The organism is Sphaerisporangium rufum, from assembly GCF_016863395.1.
Lineage (GTDB): Bacteria > Actinomycetota > Actinomycetes > Streptosporangiales > Streptosporangiaceae > Sphaerisporangium > Sphaerisporangium rufum.
Window position 1 is genome coordinate 21,713 of record NZ_BOOU01000083.1, and the last position, 24,117, is coordinate 45,829.

At 74.0% G+C, this 24,117-nt stretch carries 24 protein-coding genes; 8 read left to right on the forward strand and 16 right to left on the reverse strand.

Annotation, left to right across the window (positions count from 1 at the left end; genetic code table 11):
* Positions 1-165 precede the first annotated feature (165 nt).
* The 5 genes from Sru01_RS29315 to Sru01_RS29335 all read right to left on the reverse strand — a co-directional run bounded on the left by Sru01_RS29315 (position 166) and on the right by Sru01_RS29335 (position 3,745).
* A complete protein-coding gene (locus Sru01_RS29315) occupies positions 166-555 on the reverse strand; it encodes a RidA family protein (protein ID WP_203992311.1) in 390 nt (129 codons plus the stop codon).
* A gap of 76 nt (positions 556-631) precedes the next feature.
* Entirely contained in the window at positions 632-1,768 is a 1,137-nt protein-coding gene (locus Sru01_RS29320; RefSeq protein WP_203992313.1) for a sensor histidine kinase, read from the reverse strand.
* Between the two features lie 172 nt (positions 1,769-1,940).
* Entirely contained in the window at positions 1,941-2,645 is a 705-nt protein-coding gene (locus Sru01_RS29325) for a VanZ family protein (RefSeq protein ID WP_203992317.1), read from the reverse strand.
* Positions 2,646-2,793: 148 nt separating this feature from the next.
* A complete protein-coding gene (locus Sru01_RS29330) occupies positions 2,794-3,282 on the reverse strand; it encodes a GNAT family N-acetyltransferase (protein WP_203992319.1) in 489 nt (162 codons plus the stop codon).
* Between the two features lie 55 nt (positions 3,283-3,337).
* Complete coding sequence (locus tag Sru01_RS29335) at positions 3,338-3,745, reverse strand: hypothetical protein (protein WP_203992321.1); 408 nt, start codon at positions 3,743-3,745, stop codon at positions 3,338-3,340.
* 211 nt (positions 3,746-3,956) lie between these two features.
* Between Sru01_RS29335 and Sru01_RS29340 the strand changes: the two genes are divergently transcribed.
* The 6 genes from Sru01_RS29340 (at position 3,957) to Sru01_RS29365 (ending at position 9,228) form a co-directional block, all read left to right on the forward strand.
* Positions 3,957-4,778: a helix-turn-helix domain-containing protein gene (locus Sru01_RS29340; protein WP_275412225.1), complete on the forward strand. Its 822-nt coding sequence runs from the start codon at positions 3,957-3,959 to the stop codon at positions 4,776-4,778.
* Positions 4,766-4,975 carry a DUF397 domain-containing protein gene (locus Sru01_RS29345; RefSeq protein WP_203992325.1) on the forward strand — a complete coding sequence of 70 codons (210 nt, stop codon included), beginning with the start codon at positions 4,766-4,768 and terminating at the stop codon, positions 4,973-4,975. Before Sru01_RS29340 ends, Sru01_RS29345 begins: the two co-directional genes overlap by 13 nt.
* Before the next feature lie 57 nt (positions 4,976-5,032).
* Positions 5,033-5,302 (forward strand): DUF397 domain-containing protein, encoded by a 270-nt coding sequence (locus Sru01_RS29350; RefSeq protein ID WP_203992327.1) that lies wholly within the window; start codon positions 5,033-5,035, stop codon positions 5,300-5,302.
* 328 nt (positions 5,303-5,630) lie between these two features.
* Positions 5,631-6,953: a pentapeptide repeat-containing protein gene (locus Sru01_RS29355; protein ID WP_203992329.1), complete on the forward strand. Its 1,323-nt coding sequence runs from the start codon at positions 5,631-5,633 to the stop codon at positions 6,951-6,953.
* A 507-nt stretch (positions 6,954-7,460) separates the two neighbouring features.
* Positions 7,461-8,459 carry an RNA polymerase subunit sigma-70 gene (locus tag Sru01_RS29360; protein WP_203992331.1) on the forward strand — a complete coding sequence of 333 codons (999 nt, stop codon included), beginning with the start codon at positions 7,461-7,463 and terminating at the stop codon, positions 8,457-8,459.
* 313 nt (positions 8,460-8,772) lie between these two features.
* Entirely contained in the window at positions 8,773-9,228 is a 456-nt protein-coding gene (locus Sru01_RS29365; RefSeq protein WP_203992333.1) for a DUF6069 family protein, read from the forward strand.
* A gap of 85 nt (positions 9,229-9,313) precedes the next feature.
* Here Sru01_RS29365 and Sru01_RS29370 read toward each other — a convergent pair whose 3' ends face one another.
* Entirely contained in the window at positions 9,314-9,784 is a 471-nt protein-coding gene (locus Sru01_RS29370; protein ID WP_203992338.1) for a hemerythrin domain-containing protein, read from the reverse strand.
* A gap of 237 nt (positions 9,785-10,021) precedes the next feature.
* On the opposite strand from Sru01_RS29370, the gene Sru01_RS29375 reads away from it, so the two are divergent.
* Entirely contained in the window at positions 10,022-10,789 is a 768-nt protein-coding gene (locus tag Sru01_RS29375) for an SAM-dependent methyltransferase (protein WP_203992341.1), read from the forward strand.
* 7 nt (positions 10,790-10,796) lie between these two features.
* Here Sru01_RS29375 and Sru01_RS29380 read toward each other — a convergent pair whose 3' ends face one another.
* The 9 genes from Sru01_RS29380 to Sru01_RS29420 form a co-directional block, all read right to left on the reverse strand.
* Complete coding sequence (locus tag Sru01_RS29380; RefSeq protein ID WP_203992344.1) at positions 10,797-11,177, reverse strand: VOC family protein; 381 nt, start codon at positions 11,175-11,177, stop codon at positions 10,797-10,799.
* A gap of 57 nt (positions 11,178-11,234) precedes the next feature.
* On the reverse strand, positions 11,235-11,882 hold the full coding sequence (locus Sru01_RS29385; protein ID WP_203992347.1) for a response regulator: 648 nt from the start codon (positions 11,880-11,882) through the stop codon (positions 11,235-11,237).
* Between the two features lie 96 nt (positions 11,883-11,978).
* Entirely contained in the window at positions 11,979-13,394 is a 1,416-nt protein-coding gene (locus Sru01_RS29390; RefSeq protein WP_203992350.1) for a sensor histidine kinase, read from the reverse strand.
* 228 nt (positions 13,395-13,622) lie between these two features.
* The gene (locus Sru01_RS29395) at positions 13,623-14,561 is read right to left on the reverse strand and encodes an alpha/beta fold hydrolase (RefSeq protein WP_239137836.1); all 939 of its coding nucleotides are present in this window, start codon (positions 14,559-14,561) and stop codon (positions 13,623-13,625) included.
* Between the two features lie 150 nt (positions 14,562-14,711).
* A complete protein-coding gene (locus Sru01_RS29400) occupies positions 14,712-16,283 on the reverse strand; it encodes an MFS transporter (protein ID WP_203992357.1) in 1,572 nt (523 codons plus the stop codon).
* A 161-nt stretch (positions 16,284-16,444) separates the two neighbouring features.
* Positions 16,445-17,563: an alanine racemase gene (locus tag Sru01_RS29405; protein ID WP_203992361.1), complete on the reverse strand. Its 1,119-nt coding sequence runs from the start codon at positions 17,561-17,563 to the stop codon at positions 16,445-16,447.
* A 226-nt stretch (positions 17,564-17,789) separates the two neighbouring features.
* Positions 17,790-19,523: an IucA/IucC family protein gene (locus tag Sru01_RS29410; RefSeq protein ID WP_239137837.1), complete on the reverse strand. Its 1,734-nt coding sequence runs from the start codon at positions 19,521-19,523 to the stop codon at positions 17,790-17,792.
* Between the two features lie 115 nt (positions 19,524-19,638).
* Positions 19,639-21,255, reverse strand: coding sequence for an IucA/IucC family protein (locus Sru01_RS29415; protein ID WP_239137838.1), 1,617 nt, complete (start codon positions 21,253-21,255; stop codon positions 19,639-19,641).
* On the reverse strand, positions 21,252-22,415 hold the full coding sequence (locus Sru01_RS29420; RefSeq protein WP_239137839.1) for an ATP-grasp domain-containing protein: 1,164 nt from the start codon (positions 22,413-22,415) through the stop codon (positions 21,252-21,254). Before Sru01_RS29420 ends, Sru01_RS29415 begins: the two co-directional genes overlap by 4 nt.
* Positions 22,416-22,620: 205 nt before the next feature.
* Between Sru01_RS29420 and nudC the strand changes: the two genes are divergently transcribed.
* The gene (nudC, locus tag Sru01_RS29425; protein ID WP_203992418.1) at positions 22,621-23,601 is read left to right on the forward strand and encodes an NAD(+) diphosphatase; all 981 of its coding nucleotides are present in this window, start codon (positions 22,621-22,623) and stop codon (positions 23,599-23,601) included.
* Positions 23,602-23,800: 199 nt separating this feature from the next.
* Here nudC and Sru01_RS29430 read toward each other — a convergent pair whose 3' ends face one another.
* Complete coding sequence (locus Sru01_RS29430) at positions 23,801-24,046, reverse strand: mycoredoxin (protein WP_203992366.1); 246 nt, start codon at positions 24,044-24,046, stop codon at positions 23,801-23,803.
* Between the last annotated feature and the right edge of the window lie 71 nt (positions 24,047-24,117).

The following is a 24,117-nucleotide window of genomic DNA, read 5'->3' on the forward strand; positions in this document are numbered from 1 at the left end:
TCGGTCCGGTACTCCGGACACCCCGCCTGGAGATCATATTGGCTGCGCACCAGCGGAGGAGGGAATCGGAGAAAGACGCTTTTGTCGGCTTTTTGAGGGTTATCGGGCGATCTGAGCACTCATGCCCGATCGACCGGGGTGGTGCGGAACCACCGTGCCGGCGACCTACTCGGCCGGCCGCCGGGCGTCCACCTCGATCTCGATCTTCATCCGGGGGTCGGCCAGGCCGCACACCATCATGGTGGCCGCCGGCCGGACCGCGCCGAAGGCCTCGCGCAGCACCGGCCAGCAGGGCTCGAAGTCGTCCCGGTCCGGCAACAGGTACCGCACCCGCACGACGTCGGCGAAGCCGCACCCGGCCTCGGCCAGCGCCGCCCCGATATTGCGCAGGCACTGCCCGGCCTGCTCGACCACGTCATCGGAGATCGTCATGGTGGTGTAGTCGAACCCGGTGGTACCCGACACGTGCACCCGGTCGCCGTCCACCACGGCCCGCGCGTAGCCGATCCGCTCCTCGAACGTGGACCCACTCAAGATCGCCCGCCGCTCCGTCATACCCGCCACGCTAGCGCGCCGCGATCACCGTCGGGCGGCGAGGCCGCCCAGCGGATCCACCGGGATGATAAGGCCCCTACGGGGTGCCGGGAAGGTGGACCGTGGCGAGGAGACCGCCGGCGGGGCGAGGGGCGAGGTCGAGGGTCCCGTGGTGGACGCGGACGATGCTGTGCACGATGGCCAGGCCGAGGCCGACGCCGGCGTGCTCGCCGGTGCGCACGCGTTCGGTACCGCGCTGGAAGGGTTCGGTGAGGGTCGGTATCAACTCTGGCGGGACCGGGCGCCCGGAGTTCTCCACCCGCAGCACGCTGGTGCCGTCGTGCGCCCAGGTGTGGACCGTCACGGTGCCACCGGCCGGGAGGTTATGGACGATGGCGTTCTGCACGAGGTTCGTCACCATCCGCGCGAGGAGTTCGGCGGAGCCGTGCGTCCGGGCCGCGCCGCCGGTGACGGTCAGCGTGATCCGGCGCCGTTCGGCGAAGGGAAGCAGCGTTTCGGCGGTCTCCTCGGCGATCAGGGAGAGGTCAACCCGCTCGCGGGCCAGGTTCGCCCGGTCACCGCGGCTGAGCAGCAGAAGTGCCTCGGTGATGTCGATCGCCCGCTGGTTGACGGTGTGCAGTCGTTCGACGAGCTCGTCCCGGTCCGCGGTCGGGTCCTTGCGGGCGACGTCGAGCAGCGCCCGCGAGATCGCCAGCGGGGTGCGCAGCTCGTGGGAGGCGTTCGCGGCGAACCGCTGCTGCTCGGCGACGTGGGACTCGAGCTGTTCGAGCATCGAGTCGAAGGCGTCGGACAGTTCCCGGAACTCGTCCTGGCGGCCCTGCATGCGGATCCGGTGGGACAGCGAGCCCGTTCCGGTCGTCCGGGCCGCTTCGGTGATCCGGGTCAGTGGCGCGAGCATCCGGCCGGCGAGGATCCAGCCGCCCAGCAGGCCGAACACCAGCAGGCAGGCGAGCGCCTGGGCCGCGCGGGGGAAGAAGGCGCGCTGGAGGTCGGTGCGGTTGGGGACGAACGGCGGAGCCGGCCCCCTGAACCGGCCGCTGGGCGGCCCTTCCGGAAGGAAGCCGCCCTGCCCGGTCAGGTGCACCCCGTCCGGTACGTAGCGCAGCAGGAACACCCAGACCACGGCCAGCAGGAGGGCCCCGGCGAGCATGAGGAACCCGGCGTAGCTGAGCGTGAGCCTCAGCCGGGCGCTGAGCCCCGGACGCCTGTTCATGTTCATGGGTGACGCCAGGGCGGGCGGGGTTCTTCGCCGGAGGCGACGATTCGCCGGAAGATCGCCATGCCGTCCGGGACGCGGTCGCCGGCGACCCCTGCCCGCCGGCGACCGTCCCGGACGGATCCGGCCGGCCGGGACCGGTCCGCCACGGTCGGTACGTGCATGTCCCTCAGTCTGCCCTTGCCGCCGTCGGCACCGGTACGAGACGCGGCCGGTCCGGCGGTACCGCAGCCGTGCGGCGCCACCAGCGGCGCGACGCCAGCCCGAACAGCACCGCGCCGGCGGCGTTGATCAGTACATCGTCGACGGACGACACCCGGTCCAGCCGCAGGACGTACTGCAGGGTCTCGATCACGACCGAGCAGGCCGCCCCGAGGGCGAGGATCCGCGGCACCGAGGCCAGTGCCGCGAAACGCAGCGGCGCGAAGAACCCCAGCGCCGCGAGGACCAGCAGGTTGCCGCCGATCCCGAGCGGCCCCATCGTGGCCAGATCGACCAGCGGGACCAGGCTCAACCGGCCGGGGACGATGCCGGCCCCCGGGCCCGGCATCAGGGTCATCCAGACGAACGGCACCGTCCCGTAGACCATGCCCACCTCGGCCAGCGACTTCCGCCACGCCGAGGTGCCGCCGGCGGCCCGCCGGACCAGCGCCACCGCCGACACCACCAGCGCGGCGGCCGGCAGCCCGGCCAGCATCATGAACAGCACGCCGTTCTCGGTGTCGTAGCAGCCGTGCCACCGGCCGGCCAGGCAGGCCGGTGCGGACATCGTGAGCGGCCGCCGCACGGCGTACATCGCGGCCGCCAGGCCGAGGACCGCCAGGCCGCCGAGGAGGATCCAGCGGGCGCGGCGGGCTGGTGCTGTCAGGTTCATGCCCTCCATTAGAAAAGGGCGGATGTTGCGGCGGCGTATGAAAATCCGGATACGCGCCCAGTGCATCCTCGCCGGCTCGGCGGTGGTGTCTCCCTTTTTCGCGGCGCCCGCCCGATACGCGTGCTGGAAACGCGGCGGATGGGGGCCGTCAGAGCGGCCGGTGCATGACGAGCAGAGCGACGTAGCCGTCGACCGGGTGATGGAAGGCCTCGGGGACGGTGCCCACCACCTGGAAACCGAGCGAGCGGTACAACCCGATCGCGTTCAGGTTGGTCTCCACGACCGCGTTGAACTGGATGGCACGGAAACCCGCCGCCCGGGCCCAGTCCAGCGTGTACTCGACCAGCGCCCGGCCCACCCCGCGTCCGGAATGTTCCGGGTCGACCATGTAGCTGGCGCTCGCCACGTGCGCGCCGTTACCGCTCTGATTGTTGTTCATCTTGGCGGTGCCCAGCACGGCGCCGGAGTCGCCCACCGCGACCACCGTGCGGTTCGGCGCCGCCAGGTACCACCACTCCTTTCCCTGTTCCTGGTCCAGGTCGGCGGGATAGGTGAAGGTGTCGCCGGCCGCGACGATCCGGTGGAAGAACGGCCAGATGGCGGGCCAGTCGGCCGCGGTGGCCTCCCTGATGAGCATCCGCGCATGATGCCGGACGCCCGCCGGCCCCCGCCAGCCGTTTTCCGGCGTCCGATCACCCGTGAGCCGGGACGATGGGGGTGGTCGGGTCGTCGTCCCGGGCCAGGAGCGCCAGCCAGTGCACGGCGCCGGCCACCTGGTCGGTCGGGAACTGGATCTCCGGAGCGTCGGGCGCGGTTCCGGAAACCTGGTAGCTGGTACCCCACAGCTTGGTCCGGACGGTGACCCGGGCCGCGCTCGCCCCGTCCGCCCGATAGACGATCATCTCGGTCGGGTGATAGGCGTGCCGGGGCAGGATGGTCACCGACCCCATGGCCAGGCGCATCCGCAGGAAGATCCGGGAACGCACGCCGGCCGAGTCCAGCCCCCGGTTCAGCCGGCCGAGCAGTTCGGCGTCCTCATGCGCCCGCTTCTCCGAGACGGTCTCGGCGACCGGGCGGGGCTCGGCGGTGGAACCGGACAAGGCCGGCGGGATGTCCGTATTTGAAAGCTGCGATGTGATTCGCGGCACGTTTTCCTGCGGCATGTGAACCCCGTTTCGTCGTCGGTCGTTCATTTGCCACCCAAGCCTGCCGCCCGCGTTCTACGCTGCGTAAGAGCGCGGTCACAATGAGGTGACGCCCGCCTCGTTTCCCGCCATTCCATTCCGTTGCATTCCGTTGCGTGGAGGTCAGGTGCCGCGGCGACCGAACAACCCGGAGTCCTCGCCCGCCGCCCGTTTCGGCTTCGAGCTGCGACGGTTCCGCCAGGAGGCGCGGATGACGCAGGCCGACCTCGGCCGCGAGGTCGGCTACACCGGCGCGGCCATCGGCGCCCTAGAAAGAGGACTCCGCCTGCCCAAGGACAAGCACCTGGTCGAACAATGCGACGCGGCCCTCACCGCCAACGGAGACCTCCTCCAGATCTGGGAGGAATGCCGCTCCGACGGCAACCAGCGCTGGTTCTTCCCCTGGCTGGACGTCGAACAGCAAGCCCGGACGCTCCGCACCTGGCAGCCGAATCTGATACCCGGGCTGCTCCAGACGGCTGACTACGCCCGGGTGGTCATCGAGAGACCAGGAATGTCGGCCGCGGAGATCGAAAAGGCGGTGAAAGCGCGACTCGACCGCCAGTCGATCTTTGCTCGTGACCGCCCTCCCATGATGTGGGCGGTCCTGGACGAGGTGGTGCTCCAGCGGCCGGTCGGTGGCGCCGACGTCATGAAAGACCAGCTCAAGCAACTGCTTACCATGGCCGAACATCCATGTATCACGGTACAGATAGTCCCGTTGTCCGCCGCCTGCACGGCAGGCTTGCTGGGAGGCTTCGTGCTCGCCCAGATGAGAGATGGACGTGAAGTCGTCTATCTCGATTCCGCCGGTAAGGGACAGGTGACTGCTCAGACGAAGGAAGTTCGCGACATTCAGCTTCTGTATGAGGCGATAAAAGCCAACGCGTTACCGCAGAACGAATCACTGCTCAAGATCAAGGAGTGGATGAACAGGTGGACGAGCTGACGAACGTCGAATGGATCAAATCCTCCTACAGTGGCAACAATGGTGGCGACTGCGTCGAGATCGGCTCGCTGGCCGGTGGCGTCGGGGTGCGCGACAGTAAGCGGCCACACGGGCCCACGTTGCGGATCGCCGACGACGAATGGCGGGCGTTCCGAGATGGCCTCAAGCGCGGTGGTCTCGACGGCTCGACGGCCTGACAGTACGACGGCGAGTCACGAATCCGATGGGAAGGCGTTGAAGGATTGGCCGGCCTGATGAACGCGATTTGGATCAAGTCGACGTACAGCGGGGACAACGGCGGTGACTGCGTTGAAGTCGCACTTTCCTCTCATGCGGCAGGCTGGACCAAGTCTTCGCATAGTGGTGACACGGGTGATTGCCTGGAGCTGGCCCGGCTCGGGGGCGTCGTGGCGGTGCGTGACAGCAAGCGGCAGGATGGGCCGGTGCTCTTGATCACCGCTGGCGGGTGGCGGGCGTTCCGGGACGGCCTAAAGGACGGCGGTTTCGGCGGCTCAACAGCCTGACCGCCCCGCCGGCGAGCCGCGCGCCGCGCCCCGGCAGCCAGCCGATCCAGGGCTGCGGCCTTCGGCCGGTCCCGGGCCGGCCGCCATCATGCTCGTGATCCTTCACGCGCCCGCGATCGCCAACGCCGCCGGTTCCGAGGAAGACCACGGCACCAACGAAAAAGCCAACCAGGCAGTAACGGGGCAGAATCCGCACTCTGTCTCGCCGCCGCTGAGAGTGAGACATCGTGGTGGTATGCCACGTCTGCTCCCCCGCCGCTTGAGGCCGACGCGCGTCTTATCCACGGTCCGCTGGCGGCAGCAGCGAGCGGTTCGGCCGGTACGGCTGATGCCGGTCAGTCTGGCCCTGGCCCTCACGCTGGCCTCGGCCGCCGCCGGGGCGGTGCTGCTCATCGCCGCTGCGCTGTCGGCGCTGGGCCCGCTGGATCTGGGCGCCGCCCGGCCGACGGTGGATCAGGTGCTGGAGGTGGTCAAACTCTCCCTCGCCGTGGTGGCTGGAGTCGGTGGCGTGGTCGCGCTGGTCGTGGCCTACCGCAAACAGCGCGTCACCGAGGCCGGGGAAACCCGCGAGCAGACCAAGCTGTACGCCGAGCGCTTCGACAAGGCCGGCGACAAGTTGGGGAGCGACTCTCCCGCGGTACGCCTGGCCGGAGTACACGCCCTTGCTGCGCTGGCCGATGACTGGAGCGGTGGCCGGCAGATGTGCATCGACGTGCTGTGCGCCTACTTGCGCATGCCCTCACCGGCCGAACCCGCCCCGGACGCCGACCCCGACGTGCGCGCGGCCTGGCAGGCCATGGGCGAGGTCCGCGCCACCATCTGGCGCCTCATCGCAACCCACCTGCGCAAAGACGCCCCCACTCCATGGCACGGCGCCGACCTGGACTTCACCGGCGTCACCATCACCACCGACGTCGACTTCACCAACACGGTCTTCCCTACCGGGAACGTCAGCTTCAACAACGCCAAGTTCTCCGGCGGCACGGTCGGGTTCGGCGGCGCGGAGTTCTCCGGCGGCACGGTCATGTTCGGCGGCACGGAGTTCTCCGGCGGCGCGGAGTTCTCCGGCGGCGCGGAGTTCTACCGCTTCACGGCCTGGTTCGGCGACGCGAAGTTCTCCGGCAGCGAGGTCTGGTTCAACGGCGCGGAGTTCTCCGGCGGCGCGGTCGGGTTCGGCGGCGCGGAGTTCTCCGGCGGCGCGGTCGGGTTCGGCGGCGCGGAGTTCTCCGGCAGCGCGGTCCTGTTCGGCGACGCGAAGTTCTCCGGCAGCGAGGTCCGGTTCGACAGCGCGAAGTTCTCCGGCGGCACGGTCTTGTTCAGCGGCGCGGAGTTCTCCGGCGGCACGGTCGGGTTCAGCGGCGCGGAGTTCTCCGGCGGCACGGTCTGGTTCAAAAACGCGGAGTTCTCCGGCGGCGAGATCGGGTTCGACCACGCGAATTTCTCCGGCAGCGAGATCGGGTTCGACCGCGCGAAGTTCTCCGGTAGCGCGGTCGAGTTCGACCGCGCGAAGTACTCCGGCGGCAGGTTGAGGTTCACCGGTGTCGCCGACTGGTCCCATCCACCGACTGGGCTGCCTGTGAACCACCCCCTTGTGGTGGAGTTGCCCCCGGTGCCATCCGGTGGCGAGCCTTCGAGTCCTACCAGTCAGTAACGAAACAGAATGTCAATTCTTACTGTTCACGCCGAGGCTCTGACCTGCGGAAAAGTGAGAAGTGCGTCGTCGGCCTGTATATCGTGCGCCAATTATCCGCTTTTGTCCTCTTTCCGTAGAGGGTTGGTGCATACTCATGCACCCGGCGTGGGGAGTGACCGTCGGGATCGATCCTGGTCGGCGTTGGACGCTCGGCACATTCCGGTGCCCGCAGTAGCAGGGAAGGGCTGCCAGCCGCTGCTCCTCGCCCTCCACCGACCTTTCCGATACCCGCTCGTGTCCTGCTCATCCCCTCCGGCGACGCGACTAAGGGTCTCCCTGCTACCAGGGGACCAGCGGCCCGTTCATCGAACGCCCGCCCGCCCCGTTACCTCCGACGCCGGCCAGGACCGGCGCGCGGCCGGTGAACCGACCGTGGAGAAGCCGGAGCTGGACCCGGTGATGAGTTCTCGCGTCCGCGCCCGTCATACCTGCAGAAGGGGTACGACGAGGCGGAAGGGTGACGTGATGACGACGGACACACGGCTGGGGGAGCTGGACGTGAGCGGTCTGGGCGAGGTCGACGAGCCGGAGTTCACCGGGCTGACCGAGCGGCATCGGCGGGAGCTGCACGTGCACTGCTACCGGATGCTCGGCTCGTTCGAGGACGCCGAGGACACCGTGCAGGAGACGTTCCTGCGGGCGTGGCGGCGGCGGGAGACCTTCGCGGGGCGGTCGACGTTCCGCGCCTGGCTGTACCGGATCGCCACCAACGCCTGCCTGGACCTGCTCGCCAGGTGCCGCCCGGAGCCGGCGACCGGCGGCGAGGTGCCGTGGCTGCAGCCCTACCCGGACCGGCTGCTGGACGAGTTGCCCGCGGGCGACGCGGACGAGCCGGAGACCGTCGCCGTCGCGCGGGAGACGATCGAGCTGGCGTACCTGGTCGCCGTCCAGCACCTGGCACCGCGCCCGCGGGCCGTGCTGATCCTGCGGGACGTGCTCGGCTGGCCGGCCAAGGACGTCGCCGAACTCCTCGGGGACTCCGTCAACTCGGTGAACAGCGCGCTGCAGCGGGCCCGCGCCGGGATGCGGGAGCACCTGCCCGCCGAGCGGCAGGACTGGACCGGCGGCGAGGAGGACGCCGGGACGCGCGAGCTGGTGCGCCGCTTCACCGAGGCCAGCGTGGCCACCGACATCGGCCGGCTCGCCGCGATGCTGCGCGACGACGTCCGCTGCTCGATGCCGCCCACGCCGGGCCTGCAGGTCGGCCGGGACGCGGTGGTGAACGACTGGGTCGAGAGCGGCTTCGAGGGCATGAAGGGCCTGCGCGCCGTGCAGACCTCGGTGAACCGGCAGCCCGCCCTCGCCTTCTACCAGTGGCGGGAGCGGGAGGCCGCGTACCTGCCGCTGACGATCGACGTGCTGCGCATCACCGGCGGCGCGATCAGCGAGATCGTCACCTTCCACGCCGACCGGTTTCCCCCGCTCGGGCTGCCGGAGCGCCTGCCCGCGGACGGCACGAAGTAATCCGGCCACGGACGCTCAAGCTGCGCGGTGGCGCGCGGGTCGCGGTGGTGGCCGCGGAGTGGCGCGACGCGTTCGGCGTCGTCACCCGCGGCCGGGTGGGACTGGAGTTGCGCGATGGCGAGCCCGGCCCGGTCCTCGGACCGGGCGCCGGGTTCTGGCTCCGCGGCACCGGCGTCCGCGCCCTGCGAAACCCCGGCCGTCGCGCGGCGTGGGTGCACATCGTCACCCGCCAGGACCACGACCCGCACCGGCCGATCGGCATACCCGGTACGCCGGGCCATCGAACACTGCCATCGAACACTGAAGGAACGCCATGAACAGCACGAATGACACCGGAGTCGTCGCCGGACCGGCACCGGGCCGGACCGGCCCCGCCCGCCGATACGGGAGGCTCGCCGGCACCGGCCTCGTCGCCGCCCTGGTCGCGATGGCCGCCACCACCCTGGCCGCCGCGCTCGCCCGGGCCGCCGGCGTGGATTTCGCGATACCCGATGGCGGCGAGATGATCCCGCTGCCAGGGTTCGCGGTGTTCACCGGCCTTTTCTCGGTCGTGGGCATCGTCATCGCCCTCGCGTTGCTTCGCTGGAGTGCCCGCCCCCGCGAGCGATTCGTCGGCACGGCGGTGGCGCTGACCGCGATCTCGCTGGCCCCGCCCTTCCTCGTCGGGGCGAGCACCGCTACCTCGATCGCCCTCCTCGGGCTGCACCTCGTCGCCGCGGCGGTGATGATCCCCACCCTGGCCCGGAGCCTGCGCGCCCGGACCGCCTGATGGGACGGCGGGGCATTCCGGCAGAAGTCGGTTCGAGCCCGTCGCCGCGCCCCGTTCTCCCGAGCCGGGCGCATCATCGGGTTCGTCACAGCGGGCCGAGCACCACCTGCGGGTCGGCATCCAGCGCCAGGGTCTCCAGCACGGTCAGCAGCCTGCGTTCCTCGTACCTGAAGTGCGACTCCATGATCGGTGCCACCCCCTCCAGGTTCCGGAGCAGCTCCGCGGGCGGCGCGGCCCGGGCCACGGCGGCCTGCAGCCCGGCCAGCAGGTGGGCGATCATCGAGTGATCCTGCCGCAGCCGGTGCAAAGTGTCGCGCAGTTCGGGGTACCGCTCGGCGATCGCGGGGAACAGGTGGCGGTCTTCGCCCTCGTGGTGGGCGGTGAGCGCGGCGCAGAACCCGTGACAGAACAGCAGCAGGTCTCTGGTCGCCGGCTCGACCGGCTCGCCGGCGGCGAGGGCCTGCCGGGTCACGGTGAGCGCGTCGCGCAGCCTGTCGTGTACGCCGCGCAGCTCTCGACTCCAGGCGATCAGCCTGGCCTTCTCGCCCTCACCCACGGGTGACGGGCGAAGGGGCGACGATCATCATCGTCGTACTCCCTCCGGTCCGGCGCCTCCATGCCTGGCACGGTCTGCCACCGGCACGCGACGCTGGGGTCAGCCTAGCGCCGGAGCGCCGATCCGTGCGGCGGGGGTGGGCTTTCCTGTGGCGTGGCATCGAACCGGCCGGCCGGCCGGACGCTCCGCGGAAAACCGGTGTCGTCCGGGAACGGACATCTCTACTGTTCCATGAATATGGACGACATCACCGGCCCGCCGCGGCTCACCAGGCTCACCTTTCACGGCCCGCTCTCCGAGGAGCGGGCGGCCGACATGATCGGCCGGCTCGCCGCGACCGGTCCGGCGAGCGTGCTGGACATCGGCTGCGGCTGGGGCGAGTTGATGCTCCGCCTGCTGGAGGCGGTGCCCGGCGCGGCCGGGGTCGGCATCGACCTCAACGAGGAGGATCTGGCCCGCGGGCGGGCGAACGCCGAGGCGCGCGGGCTGGCGGACCGGGTCCGCTTCGTCCAGGCGTCGGCGGCGGAGGCGGCCGGGGAACCGAGCGACATCGTGCTGTGCCTGGGGGCCAGCCACGCGCTCAGCGACGCCCGGCCGCCGGAGCACACCACGAACGCGCTGCGCGCGCTGCGCGGCCTGGTGCGGCCGGGCGGCCGGGTGCTGCTCGGCGAAGGATTCTGGCAGCGCCCGCCTGCCGCGGCCGAGCTGTCGGCCATGTGGCCGGACGCCGGCGCCGCCGAGATGTACGACCTCGCCGGCCTGGTCGACCTGGCGGTGGACGCGGGCTTCCGGCCGGGGTGGATCGAGACCGCGAGCCGCGACGAGTGGGAGCGGTTCGAGTCGGCCTACCAGGCGGACGTCGAGGAGTGGCTCGCCGCCAACCCCGATCACCCCGCGGCGAAGGAGACCCGCGACCGGGTGGACCGCCATCGCGACATGTGGCTGCGGGGATATCGCGACATCATGGGCCTCGCCTACCTGACCCTCGTTCCGGTGGAACGGTGACCGGCGGCTAGGGCCAGGTGCGGGCCTGGGCGGCGAAGGTCGCCTGGTCGCTCTCGACCGGCAGGACGCAGACCAGATGGCCGCCGGGGACGCGCAGGATGCGGCACTCCTGCCACTGCCCCACCTGGGTGGCGCCGAGCCCGATCAGGCGCGCGGTCTCGGCCTCGAGGTCGTCGGTCTCGATGTCCAGGTGGTAGCGGGGCGCGTCGTCGATCGACTGGATCGCGGTGACCAGCCCGGGGATGGCGCCGCGCAGCGAGACGAACTGGGGCTGGGTCGGCTCCGGCTCGGTGGGGGCGCCGAGGGCGGCGGACCAGAAGGCCGCCGCCTGCCCGGCCTCGTCCTGCGGGGTGTCGATCAGAATGGCGTAGACGCGGCTTCGATGCATGCGACCACCCTGACCTGGGGCGGCCCGGCTAATCATGTCTCTCCCGGGTTCGGCCTCTCACCTGTCCGGCGGGCCGGCCAGGCCGGACTCGTAGGCGTGCACGATGGCCTGGGCGCGGTCGCGCAGGCCGAGCTTGGCGAGCAGCCGGGTGACGTGCGTCTTCACCGTGTGCTCGGTGACCACGAGTTCGGCGGCGATCTCGGCGTTGGACAGCCCGCGGGCCAGCAGCAGGAACACCTCCCGTTCCCGGGCGGTGAGATCGCCGTGCACGGCCGGGCGCGGGCGGCGGGTGCGGGCGAACTCGGCGATCAGCCGCCGGGTGACCCCGGGAGCGAGGAGGGCGTCGCCGCGCGCCACCACCCGGACGGCGGCCACCAGCTCGGCGGCCGGTACGTCCTTGAGCAGGAACCCGGACGCGCCGGCGGCCAGCGCGTCGTACACGTACTCGTCCAGGTCGAACGTGGTGATCATCAGGGCCCGGGTGGCGGTCGAGGCGGTGATCCGCGCGACGGCGGTGATCCCGTCGAGGCGCGGCATGCGGATGTCCATGAGCGCCACGTCCGGCCGGGTGCGCCGCGCCAGTTCCACCGCCGCCAGGCCGTCGGCCGCGGTTCCGACCACGGTGAGATCGGCGGCGGCCGACAGGATGGCGGCGAAGGCCCGCCGGACGGCCGGCTGGTCGTCGGCCACCAGCACGGTGGTCATTCCTACCTCCAGATCCGCTGGCGCGGCGGGGACGGACATGTTCGTCCAGCGGCCGGCACCGAGTCTGCCCGATCAGGGGGGACCTGGTGGCCGCGATCACGGAATGGGCAGGCCGGCGGTGACCAGGAAACCGGTGGCGGACGGGCCGGCCGAGAACCAGCCGCCGAGCGCGGCGGCGCGCTCGCGCATCCCGACCAGGCCGTAGCCGGCCGCCTCCCGCGGCCGGTCCGCGGCCCCGAGGTCGCTGGAGGAGTCCGCTTCCGGTGACCGGCCGGCATCCCCGAAATCCCGGCGGTCGTCCCCGAAGTCCTCCCCGGAGTCGTCCGCGGAGCGCGGACGGTGCGCCGGCGGGCCCGGGTCCGATGGCGGGCCGGCGTCCTGCGGACCGGAGACCGGCCCGGCCGCCGCGTCCGCCGGGCGGGAGCCGGCGTGCCGAGGATCCAGGCCGGCGGAGGCGGCCGCGGTGGCCCGGTCCGCCGGGCCGTCCTCGGCGGTGCCCGCGTCGTTGGCCACCCGGATGGCGAGCAGTTTCGGGCGGTAGGCCAGCTCGACCGACACCCGCGACCCCGGGGCGTGCGCGCGGGCGTTGGCCAGGCACTCCTGGACGATGCGGTACGCCGACACCTCCACCGCCTGCGGCAGCGGGACCGGATCGCCCACGATGTCCAGGTCCACCGGGCCGCCGTGCTCCGCGATCAGGTCGTCCAGCCGGTCCAGCCCCGGCTGCGGCGCGGTCTCCGGGCCGGCCGGGACGTCCGCGCGGAGCACGCCGAGCATGGACCGCAGCTCGGCCAGCGTGCGGCGGGCCACCGTGGCGATGTCGGCGAACTCCGCCCGGGCCGCGCCGTCCAGGTCCGGCACGGTGTACGGCGCCGCCTCCGCCTGTACGGCGATCATGGCGATCGAGTGGGCGACCACGTCGTGCATCTCGCGGGCGATCCGGGCCCGCTCGGCCATCGCGGCCTGCCGGCGCTGCGCGGCGAGCACCCGCTCGTCGCCGGCCAGGCGGATCTTCGCCACCTCGGCCCGCCGGCGCGGCTGCTCGGCGGCCAGGGCCGCGGCGAGCAGCCCGGCCGTCGCGATGAAGCCGGGCATTCCCGCGTGCAACCGGATGGCGAGGAGGACCACGGCCACGGCTCCGAGCCCGGTCACCAGCAGCGCCGGTACGCGCGGGATGGTGGACAGGACGGTGTAGTAGATCAGCACGCCGGAGATGGCCACCGCCAGCAGCGTGAGCGGCGAGTGATCGGACAGGATCGCCGGCGTGATCAGCACGTACCCCGGGATCGCCAGCCCGAGGGCCGGCCACGGCGCGTGCCGCCGGATCGCCACCGGCAGGGTGGCGAGCAGGACACCGGCCGTGCTGAACAGGAGCGTGTTCGCGGGCACGTCATCCCTCCACGGGATGATCGAGATGACCCCGCAGGTGGCGAGGATGCACGCCGCGGCGACGTCCATGATGGGGTGTTTCGGCACCGCCGGGAGGGTGCCGGAGGGGACTGCGTTCTGCATGCCGGCCAGTCTGCTCCCCCGCGTCCGGCGGCGGCGTCACCCGAAAGTGTGATCCTCCTGGCGGGCACGTCCCCGGGTGGCGCGGCACGCACCCGTTCGGGCCCGGCGGAGGCGGGCGTCCCGGTTCCGCCGAGGATCGGCCGCGCGGGACCTCAGGCTCGGCGGAGGCCCGGCGTCCCGGTTCCGCCGCCGAGCCTTCGTGGGCGCGGGGATCTCAGGCGGGCGATCTCAGGCGGTGGCGAGGATCTCGTGCAGGCGGGCGGCGAACGCGGCCGGGTCGGCGCCGAAACCGCCGTGGTCGCCGGGCAGCGGGACCGGTTCGGTGTCCAGTGCCTCGGCCAGCGCGTAGGTGGCCCGGACCCATGGCTCGCCGTGCGAGGTCTCGCCGACCGCCGGGACCACCGGCACCGTGGACCTGCCCAGTCCGGTCAGGTCGGGGACGTACCGGGAGAACGGCGGCACCTCGTAGCCGATGAAGAACGCCGCGTTCCTCTCCAGCCGGGCCAGCATCGCCATCGTCTCCGGGTCCGGCTCGCCCTGCGGTGCCTCGCCCCCGCCGGGGATCCGGTCCGGTGCCGGGCCGTCGGGTCCGCCGTCCTCGGCGGCCTGGCCGCTCGGGGCGACTCCGCCGGACGCGTCCCCCGGAGCGTCCGCGTCGCCGGCCGGCGCCAGGGACGCGCCGAAGACCTGGTGGGCGGCGGCCGGGCCGGACTCGTGGAACGCCTCCTCGACCCGGGCCATCACCTCCCGCCAGTGGTCGCGCTCGGGCAGCAGGCCGAACAGCGGCGGCTCGTGCGCGACCAGGACCCGCACCAGCTCGGGCCGGCGGGCGGCCAGCTCCAGCCCGATGATCGCACCGGAACTGTTGCCGAAGACGCGGGCGGGTGCGTCCGGGGTCACGCCGGCCGCGGCCAGTACCCGCGCCGCGTCATCACCGTGCGTCTCGACGGGCTGCGGCTCCGGCGGGCCGGCGAGCGGGCTGCGGGAGTTGCCGCGCCGGTCGTAGGTCACCACCGTGTACCGGTCGGCCAGCCGCTCGGCCAGGCCCGCGTACCCGGCCGCGTCGTACACGCCGCCGCAGATGAGCAGCAGGACGGGACCGGAGCCGCGGACCTCGTAGTGCAGGGTCGCGCCGGAGACGGCGAGGGTGTTCGTCACGGGGCTCATGTTCATTCCTCCATCGGAACGGATGGTCGGCGGCCGATCTCATCCGTGGGTCAACGTCTCGTACGGGGGGAGCGGGCTCCCGCGGGGGAGCGGCTCGGTGGGGGACGCGGGGGGCGGTGTCCTGACGTCGGGCGAGCTCTTCCCGGACGATCACCGCGCCTTCGCGTCCGCCCGGGACCCCGCGTCCGCCGCGGGCTCCCGCCGCGCGCGAAGCGCCAGGGCGAGCAGCACGGCCAGCAGGACGAAGATCGCCACGCCGAGCCCGGCGGTGACGTGCATCGCCGTGGTGAACGCCTCACCGGCGGCGGCCAGCAGCCGTTCCCCGGTGGCTTCGGGCGACCGCCCGGCCACGGCGGTGGCGGAGGCGATGGTCTCCCGCGCCGCGCCGGCCGCGTCGCCCGGCACGCCGTCCAGCGCGGCGCCGGCCATCCCGTGCCGGTACACGGCGGCACCGACGCTCCCCAGCAGGGCAAGCCCGAGATTGGACCCGAACACGTTGCCGGTCTCCGACAGCGAGGCCGCGGCCCCCGCCTTCTCCGGCGGCGCGGCGCCGACCACCATGCCGGTGCCCAGCACGAACAGCGGGCCCACGCCGAACGCGGTGACGGCGATGCCGGCCACCACCGGCACCAGGCCGGCCGGGCCGCCGGCCTGAGTGATGACCAGCAGGGCGGCGGCCGAGACGGCGAGCCCGCCGGCCATGGCGGTGACCGGCCGCATCCAGCGCAGGGCCAGCGGCGCGAGCAGCGTGCCGGCCGCTATCCCGATCCCGGTCGGCGCCTGCCACAGGCCGGCTTCGCCGGGCGGCAGGCGCAGCACGCTCTGCAGGTACTGGGTGGTCAGCAGGCTGGTACCGGCCAGCACGCCGGACGCCGCCAGCATTCCCGGCAGCGCCGCCCGGACGGACGGCAGCGCGAGCAGCGACAGGTTCACCAGCGGGTCGGCCAGCCGCAGCTGGCGCCGGACGAACACCACGCCGGCCGCCGTACCGGCCAGGATCGCCAGGACGGCCGCCGCCGGCGCCCCGCCGCCGGCCGCCAGCTCCTTGACGCCGTACACGACCGGCAGGATCGCGGCCAGCGACAGCGCCACGCTGGGCAGGTCGAGCCGCCCGGCCCGCGGCCCGCGGTACTCGGGCAGCAGGAACGGCCCGGTCACCAGCAGCAGGCACATCACCGGCACGCCGAGCAGGAACACCGAGCCCCACCAGAAGCGCTCCAGCATCAGCCCGCCCACGATGGGACCGAGCGCGGCGCCGCCGAACTGGCAGGCCGCCCACAGGGAGATGGCCACGCCGCGCTGCCGCCCGTCGCGGAACATGTTGCTGATCAGCGCCAGCGTCGACGGCGACAGCGTGGCACCGGCCACGCCGAGCAGGGCCCGGGCGCCGATGAGCATCGCGGTGCTCGTCGCGAACGCGGTCAGCACGGAGGCGGCGGTGAAGGCGGCGGCCCCGGCGAGCAGCAGCCGGCGACGGCCGACCCGGTCGCCGAGATCGCCCATCGTGATCAGAAAGCCGGCGAGCGTGAAGCCGTAGACGTCGGTGATCCAGAGCTGCTGGGTGCCGGTCGCGCCGAGGTCGGCGCTCAGGTGCGGCAGTGCCAGGAACAGGACGCCGATGTCCACGGCCACCAGCAGGGTGGGGAGGATGAGGACCGTCAACCCGGTCCATTCCCGCCATCCCGCCCGGACACCGGGGGCGGCGGAGGTCGTGTGCTCCATGGAGATCCTTCACGGCTGCGGGCGCTGGTGGTGCCCGGGGGCACCTCTCGCCGTCCGGTCGGAGCGGGCGGTGGTATTTCGACATCCGGACGAACCCGAATTCATAACCACGGCCGGTTTCTCCCGGGAATCCGCTGTCCGCCCCCTGGCGAAGGGCCGCCTCAGCCGAGGTGGTGGAAACCCGGCTTCGGGTGCATGAGGAAGTCGTGGTGGGAGATCGTCCACGCGTAGGCCCCGGCCAGGCCGAACACCACCACGTCCCCGGGGGCGATCGAGGTGACGACCCGGCGGGCCAGCACGTCCTTCGGCGTGCACAGCTGGCCGGCGATGGTCACCGGCTCACCGGTCACCCCGGCGCGCCCGCGCCCGGGGGAGGGCAGCACCGCGAACGGCTGGTCGTGGCCCTTGGCGGCCGGGGTGCGCAGGTGATGAGTGCCGCCGGCCACCACGGCGAACACCTCGCCGTGCACCCGCTTCACGTCGATCACCCGGGTGACGTACCAGCCGCAGTACGCGGTGAGGGCCCGCCCGGGTTCGACGCGCAAGGTTTCGCCGGGGGCGCGCAGCGCGGCGAGCCCGCGCCCGTAGGCCGCCCAGTCGAACCGCGCCTCGGGGTCGGCGTAGGACACCGCCATCCCGCCGCCCAGATTGATCTCCAGCCCGGCCGGCCCCGGCAGGGAGCGGGCGAAGGCGAGGGCGTGCCGGGCCAGGCCGAGCAGGGCGCCGGCGTCGAGCCCGCTGGCCAGGTGCGCGTGCACCCCGCGCAGCCGGACCCGCCGCCGCCCGGCGAGCAGGTCCAGGCACTCCCGCACCCCGGCGGGGTCCATGCCGAACGGGGTCGCGCCGCCGCCCATGGCCAGCGCGGCGCCCGCGACCGGCACGTCCAGGTTGACCCGCAGCAGGATCTCCGCCGGGACGCCGAGCGCGAGCAGCCGTGCGAGCTCGCCGGGGCTCTCCACGTGCAGCCGGTGCACGCCGAGGGCGAGCTCGGCGTCGGTCTTGCCCGGCCCGCCGAACGCCAGCCGCGCGCCCGGCAGCACCTGGCGTACGTGCGCCGCCTCGCCGTGCGAGGCGACCTCGAACCCGTCGACGTGCCGGGCCAGCGTCCGCAGCAGCCCGGGGTCGGGGTTGGCCTTGACCGCGTAGTACAGCTCGACTCCGGGCAGCGCGCCGCGCACCGCGGCGGCGTGCCGGTCCAGCCCGGCCAGGTCGTAGAGGTACGCGGGCGACTCGCCGGCGATCCGGCCGGCGTACGCGCGCACCGCGTCGGGCACCTTCACCGGCGCCCCCGGCCCGCTCCGGCACCGGCCCGGGCGCTCGCGGGACCGGCGGCGGCCGGGCGCCTACCGGTCCGGGTGCTCGCCGATCCGGCGCCGGTCCGGGTGCTCGCCAGGCCGGCGCCGGTCCGGGTGCTCGCCAGGCCGGCGCCGGTCCGGGTGCTCGCCGGCCCGGCCCTCGACCAGCGGGGTGCGGCGGGTTCCGGCCCGGGCCGGGGCGCGTTCTGGATCATGGGTGGGCTCCCGGGTGGGCGGCGGACAGCGGGTTGGCGACGGGGACGTAGCCGGCGTCGCGGTCGGCCGCCCGGGCCCAGCGGGTGGCCAGGTTGGCCTTGGCGGGCAGCGGCACCCCGGCCAGCAGGTCGGCCAGCGCCGGCGGGCGCCCGTGATCGGCCGCGTGGCGGTCCAGCCGGTCCCGGGCGCGGGCCCACAGCTCGGCGAGCAACCCGTCCGTCGCCGGGTGCCCCGCCCCGGCACGTCCCGCAGACGACGGCCCGGAACGGCCCGGCCGGTCCGCGCCCGCCGGGCCGGCCAACCGGGCGACGGTGGCGGCGATCTCCGCCAGGTGGTTGACCAGCAGGCAGTACACCACCCGGTGCCAGCCCCGCGCGGCGTCGTAGGTCAGCGCCGCGGCGACCGGCCCGGGCAGCGCGGACACCTCGTGCCGCCCGGCGACCAGCTTGGCGCCCTCCAGGTCCCGGAAGACCGCCTCGACCGGCAGCCCGCCGGCGTCCAGCCCGACCAGCACGTTCTGCAGGTGGCACTCCAGCACCACGCCGTGCCGGAAGTAGGCGTCCAGCACCGGCGGCGCCACCCGGTCGACGTACGCCGTCCACCACCGCACCGGGTCGCGCCGCACGGCGGCCACCACCGCGTCCGGCACCGCGCCGGACCACCGGCCGCCGTCCAGCGCGGCGAGCGCCCCGGCCAGCACCGGGGTGACACCGGGCCCGGTCACCGCCCACGGCGCGGCCCGGACGATCACCCCCAGGCCCTCCACCAGCCGGGTGCCGAGCGCGGCCGACCGGTAGCCGGGTTCGGGCAGCCACCGGGTGCCGGGGAAGCGATCGGCCAGGGCGGCGAACAGCGGGGCCAGCCGGGCGGTCAGCTCGACCGCGCCGGCCAGCTCGTACCAGGAGTTCTTGCGCACGCAGTTGGTGATGCGCACGTCCAGGCTGAACTTCAGGCACGCGCCGGCGCCCGGCGCGTACACCGTGCGCACCGAGGAGGTGGGTACGGCCGGCCCCGGTACCTCGCCCAGGTCGGCCAGCCGGCCGTCGGCGAGCGGGGCGGCCAGCTCGGCGGCGAGCAGTTCCAGCTGCCAGGGGTGGGCGGGCAGCAGGGTGTGGCCGGGCGGGGCCGTGCCGAGCCGGTCGATCGCCCCGGTGTCGCCGCCGGCCGCGCGCACGTCGTCCCGGACGGCGAGCAGCCGCAGCGGAAACGCGGCGTGCGCCTCGGGGGCGTACCGCAGCCAGCCGTCGCCGCCGCGCGCCTTGGGGGCCGGGTGGAACGGATGCCCGTGCACCAGCGCCTGCTCCGACGCCAGCCACGGGTCGTCCGGCGGCCGGGCGGCGGCCCGGGCGCCGAGCAGCTGCGCGATGGCCGACCGGCTGCGCGCCACCTGGCCGGCGAACTCGTCGTTGCGGCCCGCGCCCGAGCCGGCCAGCTCGGCCTCGGCCAGCCGGACCAGCCGGTCGGCGGTCAGCGCGAGCCAGCGGCCCCGCTCCAGCCGCTCGGCCGGCCCGTCCAGGCGCAGCGCGAGCCCGCCGGAGACCGGCACCCGCAGCAGCTCGCCGGCCAGCCGGAGCGTGAGGTAGCGGCCCGCCGGCCACACCTGGCCGCGCGGCCCGGCCACCTCGCGGACGCAGCACCGCAGCAGCGCCGCCAGCGTCGCCTGCTCGGCCTGGCCGCCGGTCGTGCCGGCGCCGCCCGCGGCGTGGCGGGCGAGGATGGCGCCGGTCACCGGCCGCCGCCGCCCGCTGGAGCCCCGTGGCCGGGTCGAAGAAGGTTCACGGGCGACGGCTTTCCGGTAGGCGCCATCACGGTGCGGGCCCGCGCCGCCGGGCGGGAGCCGGCGGTCATGGGCCGGTCCGCCCGGCCGGCGGCCGGCGGAGGTAGTTCGGGCCGCTGGTGCCGTAGTGCTTGTTGACGTCGGCGGCGATCAGAGACCGGTCGGCCAGGGTGCCGGCGGTCACCATCGACTTGCCGACCAGCCGGGCGGCCTCCAGGGTGCGGGCGCGCAGCAGGCGGGCCATCGGGTGGTCGCCGTACCCGGCGAGCGCGCCCGCCAGCGCCGGGGCGACCAGGTCGCCGTGCCCGGCCCCGAAGGCGACCGCGGCGGCGGCCAGGTGCAGGGTGATGGTGACGAAGACGTCGGCCAGCGCGTGCGGGTCGGCGGTGAACAGCCGCCGGTCGGTGAAGGCCGGGACGGGCAGGCCCGCGCCGAGCAGCCGGCCGGGGGAGATGAGCAGCCCGTCGTTGTCCTTGACCAGCAGCCGCATGGCGGGCGCGCCGTCCGGGCCGAAGACCAGGGCCAGGTTCTGCTGGTGGGCCTCCAGCGCGATGCCGTACCGGACGAACAGCCGGACGTTCCAGCCGAACAGCAGTTTCAGGTACTCCGCCAGCAGGGCCCGCGCATCGCCGCCGCGATGCCGGGCGGCGACCTGGTCGAGCACCCGGGCGCCGGGCGGGCCGGGCGCCGGGGCGAGCAGCGCGGCGACCGGCACGATGTCGCCGGGCGGCAGCCGGCGCACCATCCAGGCGAGGTGCTCGTCCCCGGCGTGGGCGTAGGTCCGCTCGTCGGCCACCAGCACCGGCAGGTCCGGCTCGCGGGCGAGCACCCGGTCGAGCAGGACCTCGGCCAGCGCGCCGTCGTCCAGCGTGCCGGGCCTGATGGAGCGCCGGTTGCGCGCGCCGAGGGTGCTGGTGGCGAGCGGCAGCTTCAGATGGGTGCGCCCGTCCACCGCCACGGTGCGCATGGACAGCGTGGGCCGCACGGTGAGGTGCGGCTCGGGCAGGATCCGCACCCCGGGGATGGCCCGCACCGCGTCCACGGTCAGCGGGTGCACCGGGAACAGCGGGTCCCCGTCGCCCGCCGCGGCGGGCCACCACTCCGGGGTCCGGCCGTGCGCGACCACCCGGCCGGCCGGTACGGCGGCCCAGCGCAGCGGGAAGGCCGGCGCGAACTCCGGCGCGTGCGCGACCAGCTGCCGGTCGGTCAGCCCCGGCCGGGCCCGGGAGGTGGGGTAGACCGGGTGGTCGAGGAACGCGGCGAGCGACTCGTAGGCGATCAGGGCGGGGGCGGTGCGCAGCCGGGCCGCGACCGCGGCCCGGTGCGCGCGGTGCAGCCGCTCGGCGCGCAGCGCGGCCCGGCACTCCTCGGTGAAGGCGGCCACCCCGGCGGCGTCCCGCGGCCCGGCGAGCTCGGCGAGCGCGCCGAGCACCTCGGCGAGGGCCGGCGCCTCGCCCGGCGCGACCGCGAAGTCCTGGAACAGGCCGCCGGGTGCCAGCCGAACCCGCCGCCCGCCGGGCAGCGCGAGCCGCACCTGGTGCGCCTCGCGGGTCACCCGGGACGCCAGCCCGCCGTAGTCCTCGCGCAGCAGCGCGTCCAGCACCCGGGCCGCCAGGTACGCCTCCGCGCCGTCGTCGCCGGCCCGGTCCGGCCGGTCCACCGGGGCGGGGCGGGCGGAGGTCACTCGACCACCCACGGCGCCCGGGCGGTGAACGCCGCGACGGCGCGGTCCACCGCGAGCGGGCCGGGGCCGGTGGCCCGGACGATGCCGAGGTAGTCGCGGTTGGTGCCGGTCACCTCGATGCGGTCGCCCGGCGCGCGCAGCGGCCGGTGCACCAGCCGCACGCCGTGCGCGTGCTCAGTAACGTCCCCCGGCGCCGCGGTGACCACCCCGGACCGGCCGGCGACCAGGCTGACCGCGGCGCCGTGGCCGGGGCGGGCGGCAGGCGGCGCCGGGACGGGCTCGCCGAGGTGCGCCCGCAGCACCCACTCGAAGACCGGGACGCCGAGCAGGTCGGCGAGCAGGAAGCCGCAGGTGTCACCGATGAGCCGGTAGTTGACCTCCACGACGCGCGGCCCGGCCGCGGTGCGCGCGTACTCGGTGTGGCAGGCCCCGAGCCCGGCGCCGAGCGCCCGCAGCGCGCGCAGCACGTGCTCGCGGCCCGGGTCGCCGGCCGGCGGCGGGTCCCAGTCGAGGCGTTCCTCCACGAAGTGCGGCGGCGGGCCGAGCGTGGTGCGGAATCCGCCGAGGACGTGCAGGTCGCGGCCGTCGCCCAGCGTCTCCAGGGTGTGCAGCGGGCCGTCGAGGTACTCCTCGGCGACCAGCGTGGCGCCGGGCCGCCGCTCACGGACGCCGGCCACGGCGGCGGCCAGCTCGGCCGGGTCGCGGGCCAGCAGCACGTCCTCGCTGGCGACGCCCTCCCGCGGCTTGATGACGACCGGGTACGGCAGGCCGTCCGGCGGCGGGTCATCGGGGGCCAGCCGCGTGGACCGGACGGTCTCCACGCCCGCCTCGGCCAGCCGCCGCCGGGTGAGCGCCTTGTTCTTGGCGGCGAGGCAGGCCCGCCAGTCCTTGGCGGGCAGGCCGAAGTAGCCGGCCGCCAGCGCGGTCTCCGGCTGGAGGTGGTCGGAGTCGGAGAAGACGGCGTCCGGCCGGTGGTGGCCGGCGATCGCGTCCACCACGGCGCGGGCGTCCCGGACGTCCACCCGCAGCGCCTCCACGTCCGGGTAACGGTCCGGACGGTCGGTCAGCACGGTCACCTCGCAGCCGAGCGCCCGGGCCGCGGGCAGGAACCCGCCGGTGACGGAGTCGGTCGGGTTGAGCGCGGTGAGGTACAGCCGCACGCGACACCCCCGGAATTCAGGTAAGCCTAACCTAACTAGGCGCATCCTAGCCGCCGCCGCGCCGTGCCGCTGGCCGACGGATGAATCACAGGGAAAGTCCGTGTTGTCGTAATCGTCGGTAGGACTGCCGCCGGATCACCCGCCGAGCGGGCGGGCATAGGATGGCAGCCGCGTTAAGGAGGACGTCGTGGGGCAGCCGGGAGAGATGTCGCTGGAGAACGGGCTGCTGGGGCCGCTGCTCCTGGCCCGGGGCGGCGTCGACCGGTCCGGCGCGCTCCGCGGCGACGAGGCGTGGCTGAAGTCCGCCTGGGCCGACCCGGGCACCCGCGTCCTGCTGGTCGGCGACGGCCGCACGCTCGTCCGCCGGTCCGACGGCGCGACCACCCTGCTGTTCGTCCCGCCCGCCGAGGCGCCGCCCGGCGATCGTTATCTGCTCGGGGTCGGCCCGGACGGCGTCGCCTACTTCGCGGTCGCGGTGGACGGCCCGCTGACGGCGGACGCGGCCGGGCCGGCCGGCGCCGAGGTCGAGCGTGCCGTCCAGGACATCGAGCACCTGCCCGACCAGGCCGACGTCGCGGCCGAAGGGCTGCGCGGGGTGGGCGCCCTGCTGGACGACCGGGACGCCGGCCTGCTGGTCAACGCGGTCGCCCTGGAGGCGTGGCACGCGACCCACGAGCACTGTCCGAGGTGCGGCGCCCGCACCGAGATCGTCGCCGGCGGGCACATGCGGGTCTGCCCGGACGACGGCAGCCAGCACTTCCCCCGGGTGGACCCGGCGGTCATCATGCTGGTGCACGACGGCGGCGACCGCTGCCTGCTCGCCCGCGGCCCGCAGTGGCCAACGCGGCGCTTCTCGGTGCTGGCGGGGTTCGTGGAGCCCGGCGAGTCGCTGGAGCACGCGGTGCGGCGCGAGGTGCTGGAGGAGGTCGGCATCACCGTCGAGGAGCCGCGCTACCTGGGCAGCCAGCCCTGGCCGTTCCCGCGCAGCCTGATGCTCGGCTTCATCGCCCGGGCCACCACCACGCAGATCACCCCCGACCCGGCGGAGATCGCCGAGGCGTTCTGGATCTCCCGCGCCGAGCTGGGCGCGGCGGTCGGGCGCGGCGACCTCGGCGTGCCGCCCGGGCTGTCGATCGCCCGCCGGCTCATCGAGACCTGGTACGGCGAGCCGCTGCCCGGCGACTGACCGGGCTATCACTCCCGGCGATCGAGCCGGCACCGCCCGGCGACGACCGGCGCGGGCACGACGTCCGGCGGCGGGAGCGGGCACGACGTCCGCCGGCCGACGGGGCGGGCACGGAACCCGGTGGCGGAAGCGGGCCGGGCGGCGGCCGGCGCGGGCATGACGACGGCCGCCGGCGCGGGCCGGCGGCCGTGCGGGCGGGTCAGGCTCCGCTGAGGGCCAGGCGCTTCTTCAGCTCGATGACGGAGGGGTTGGTCAGCGAGGTGCCGTCCGGGAGCACGACGGTGGGCACCACCTGGTTCCCGCCGTTGACGCTCATCACGTAGGAGGCGGCCTGCGGGTCGGCCTCGATGTCGATCTCCTGGAAGGCGATGCCCTCCCGGGTCAGCTGGCCCTTCAGCCGCTTGCAGGGACCGCACCAGCTGGTGGTGTAGACCTTGAGCGCCATGGCGTGATTACTTCCCTTCAGCCGACATTGACACCAGAGCACAACATTTCTGGCAGGTGCCATGTTCCCTG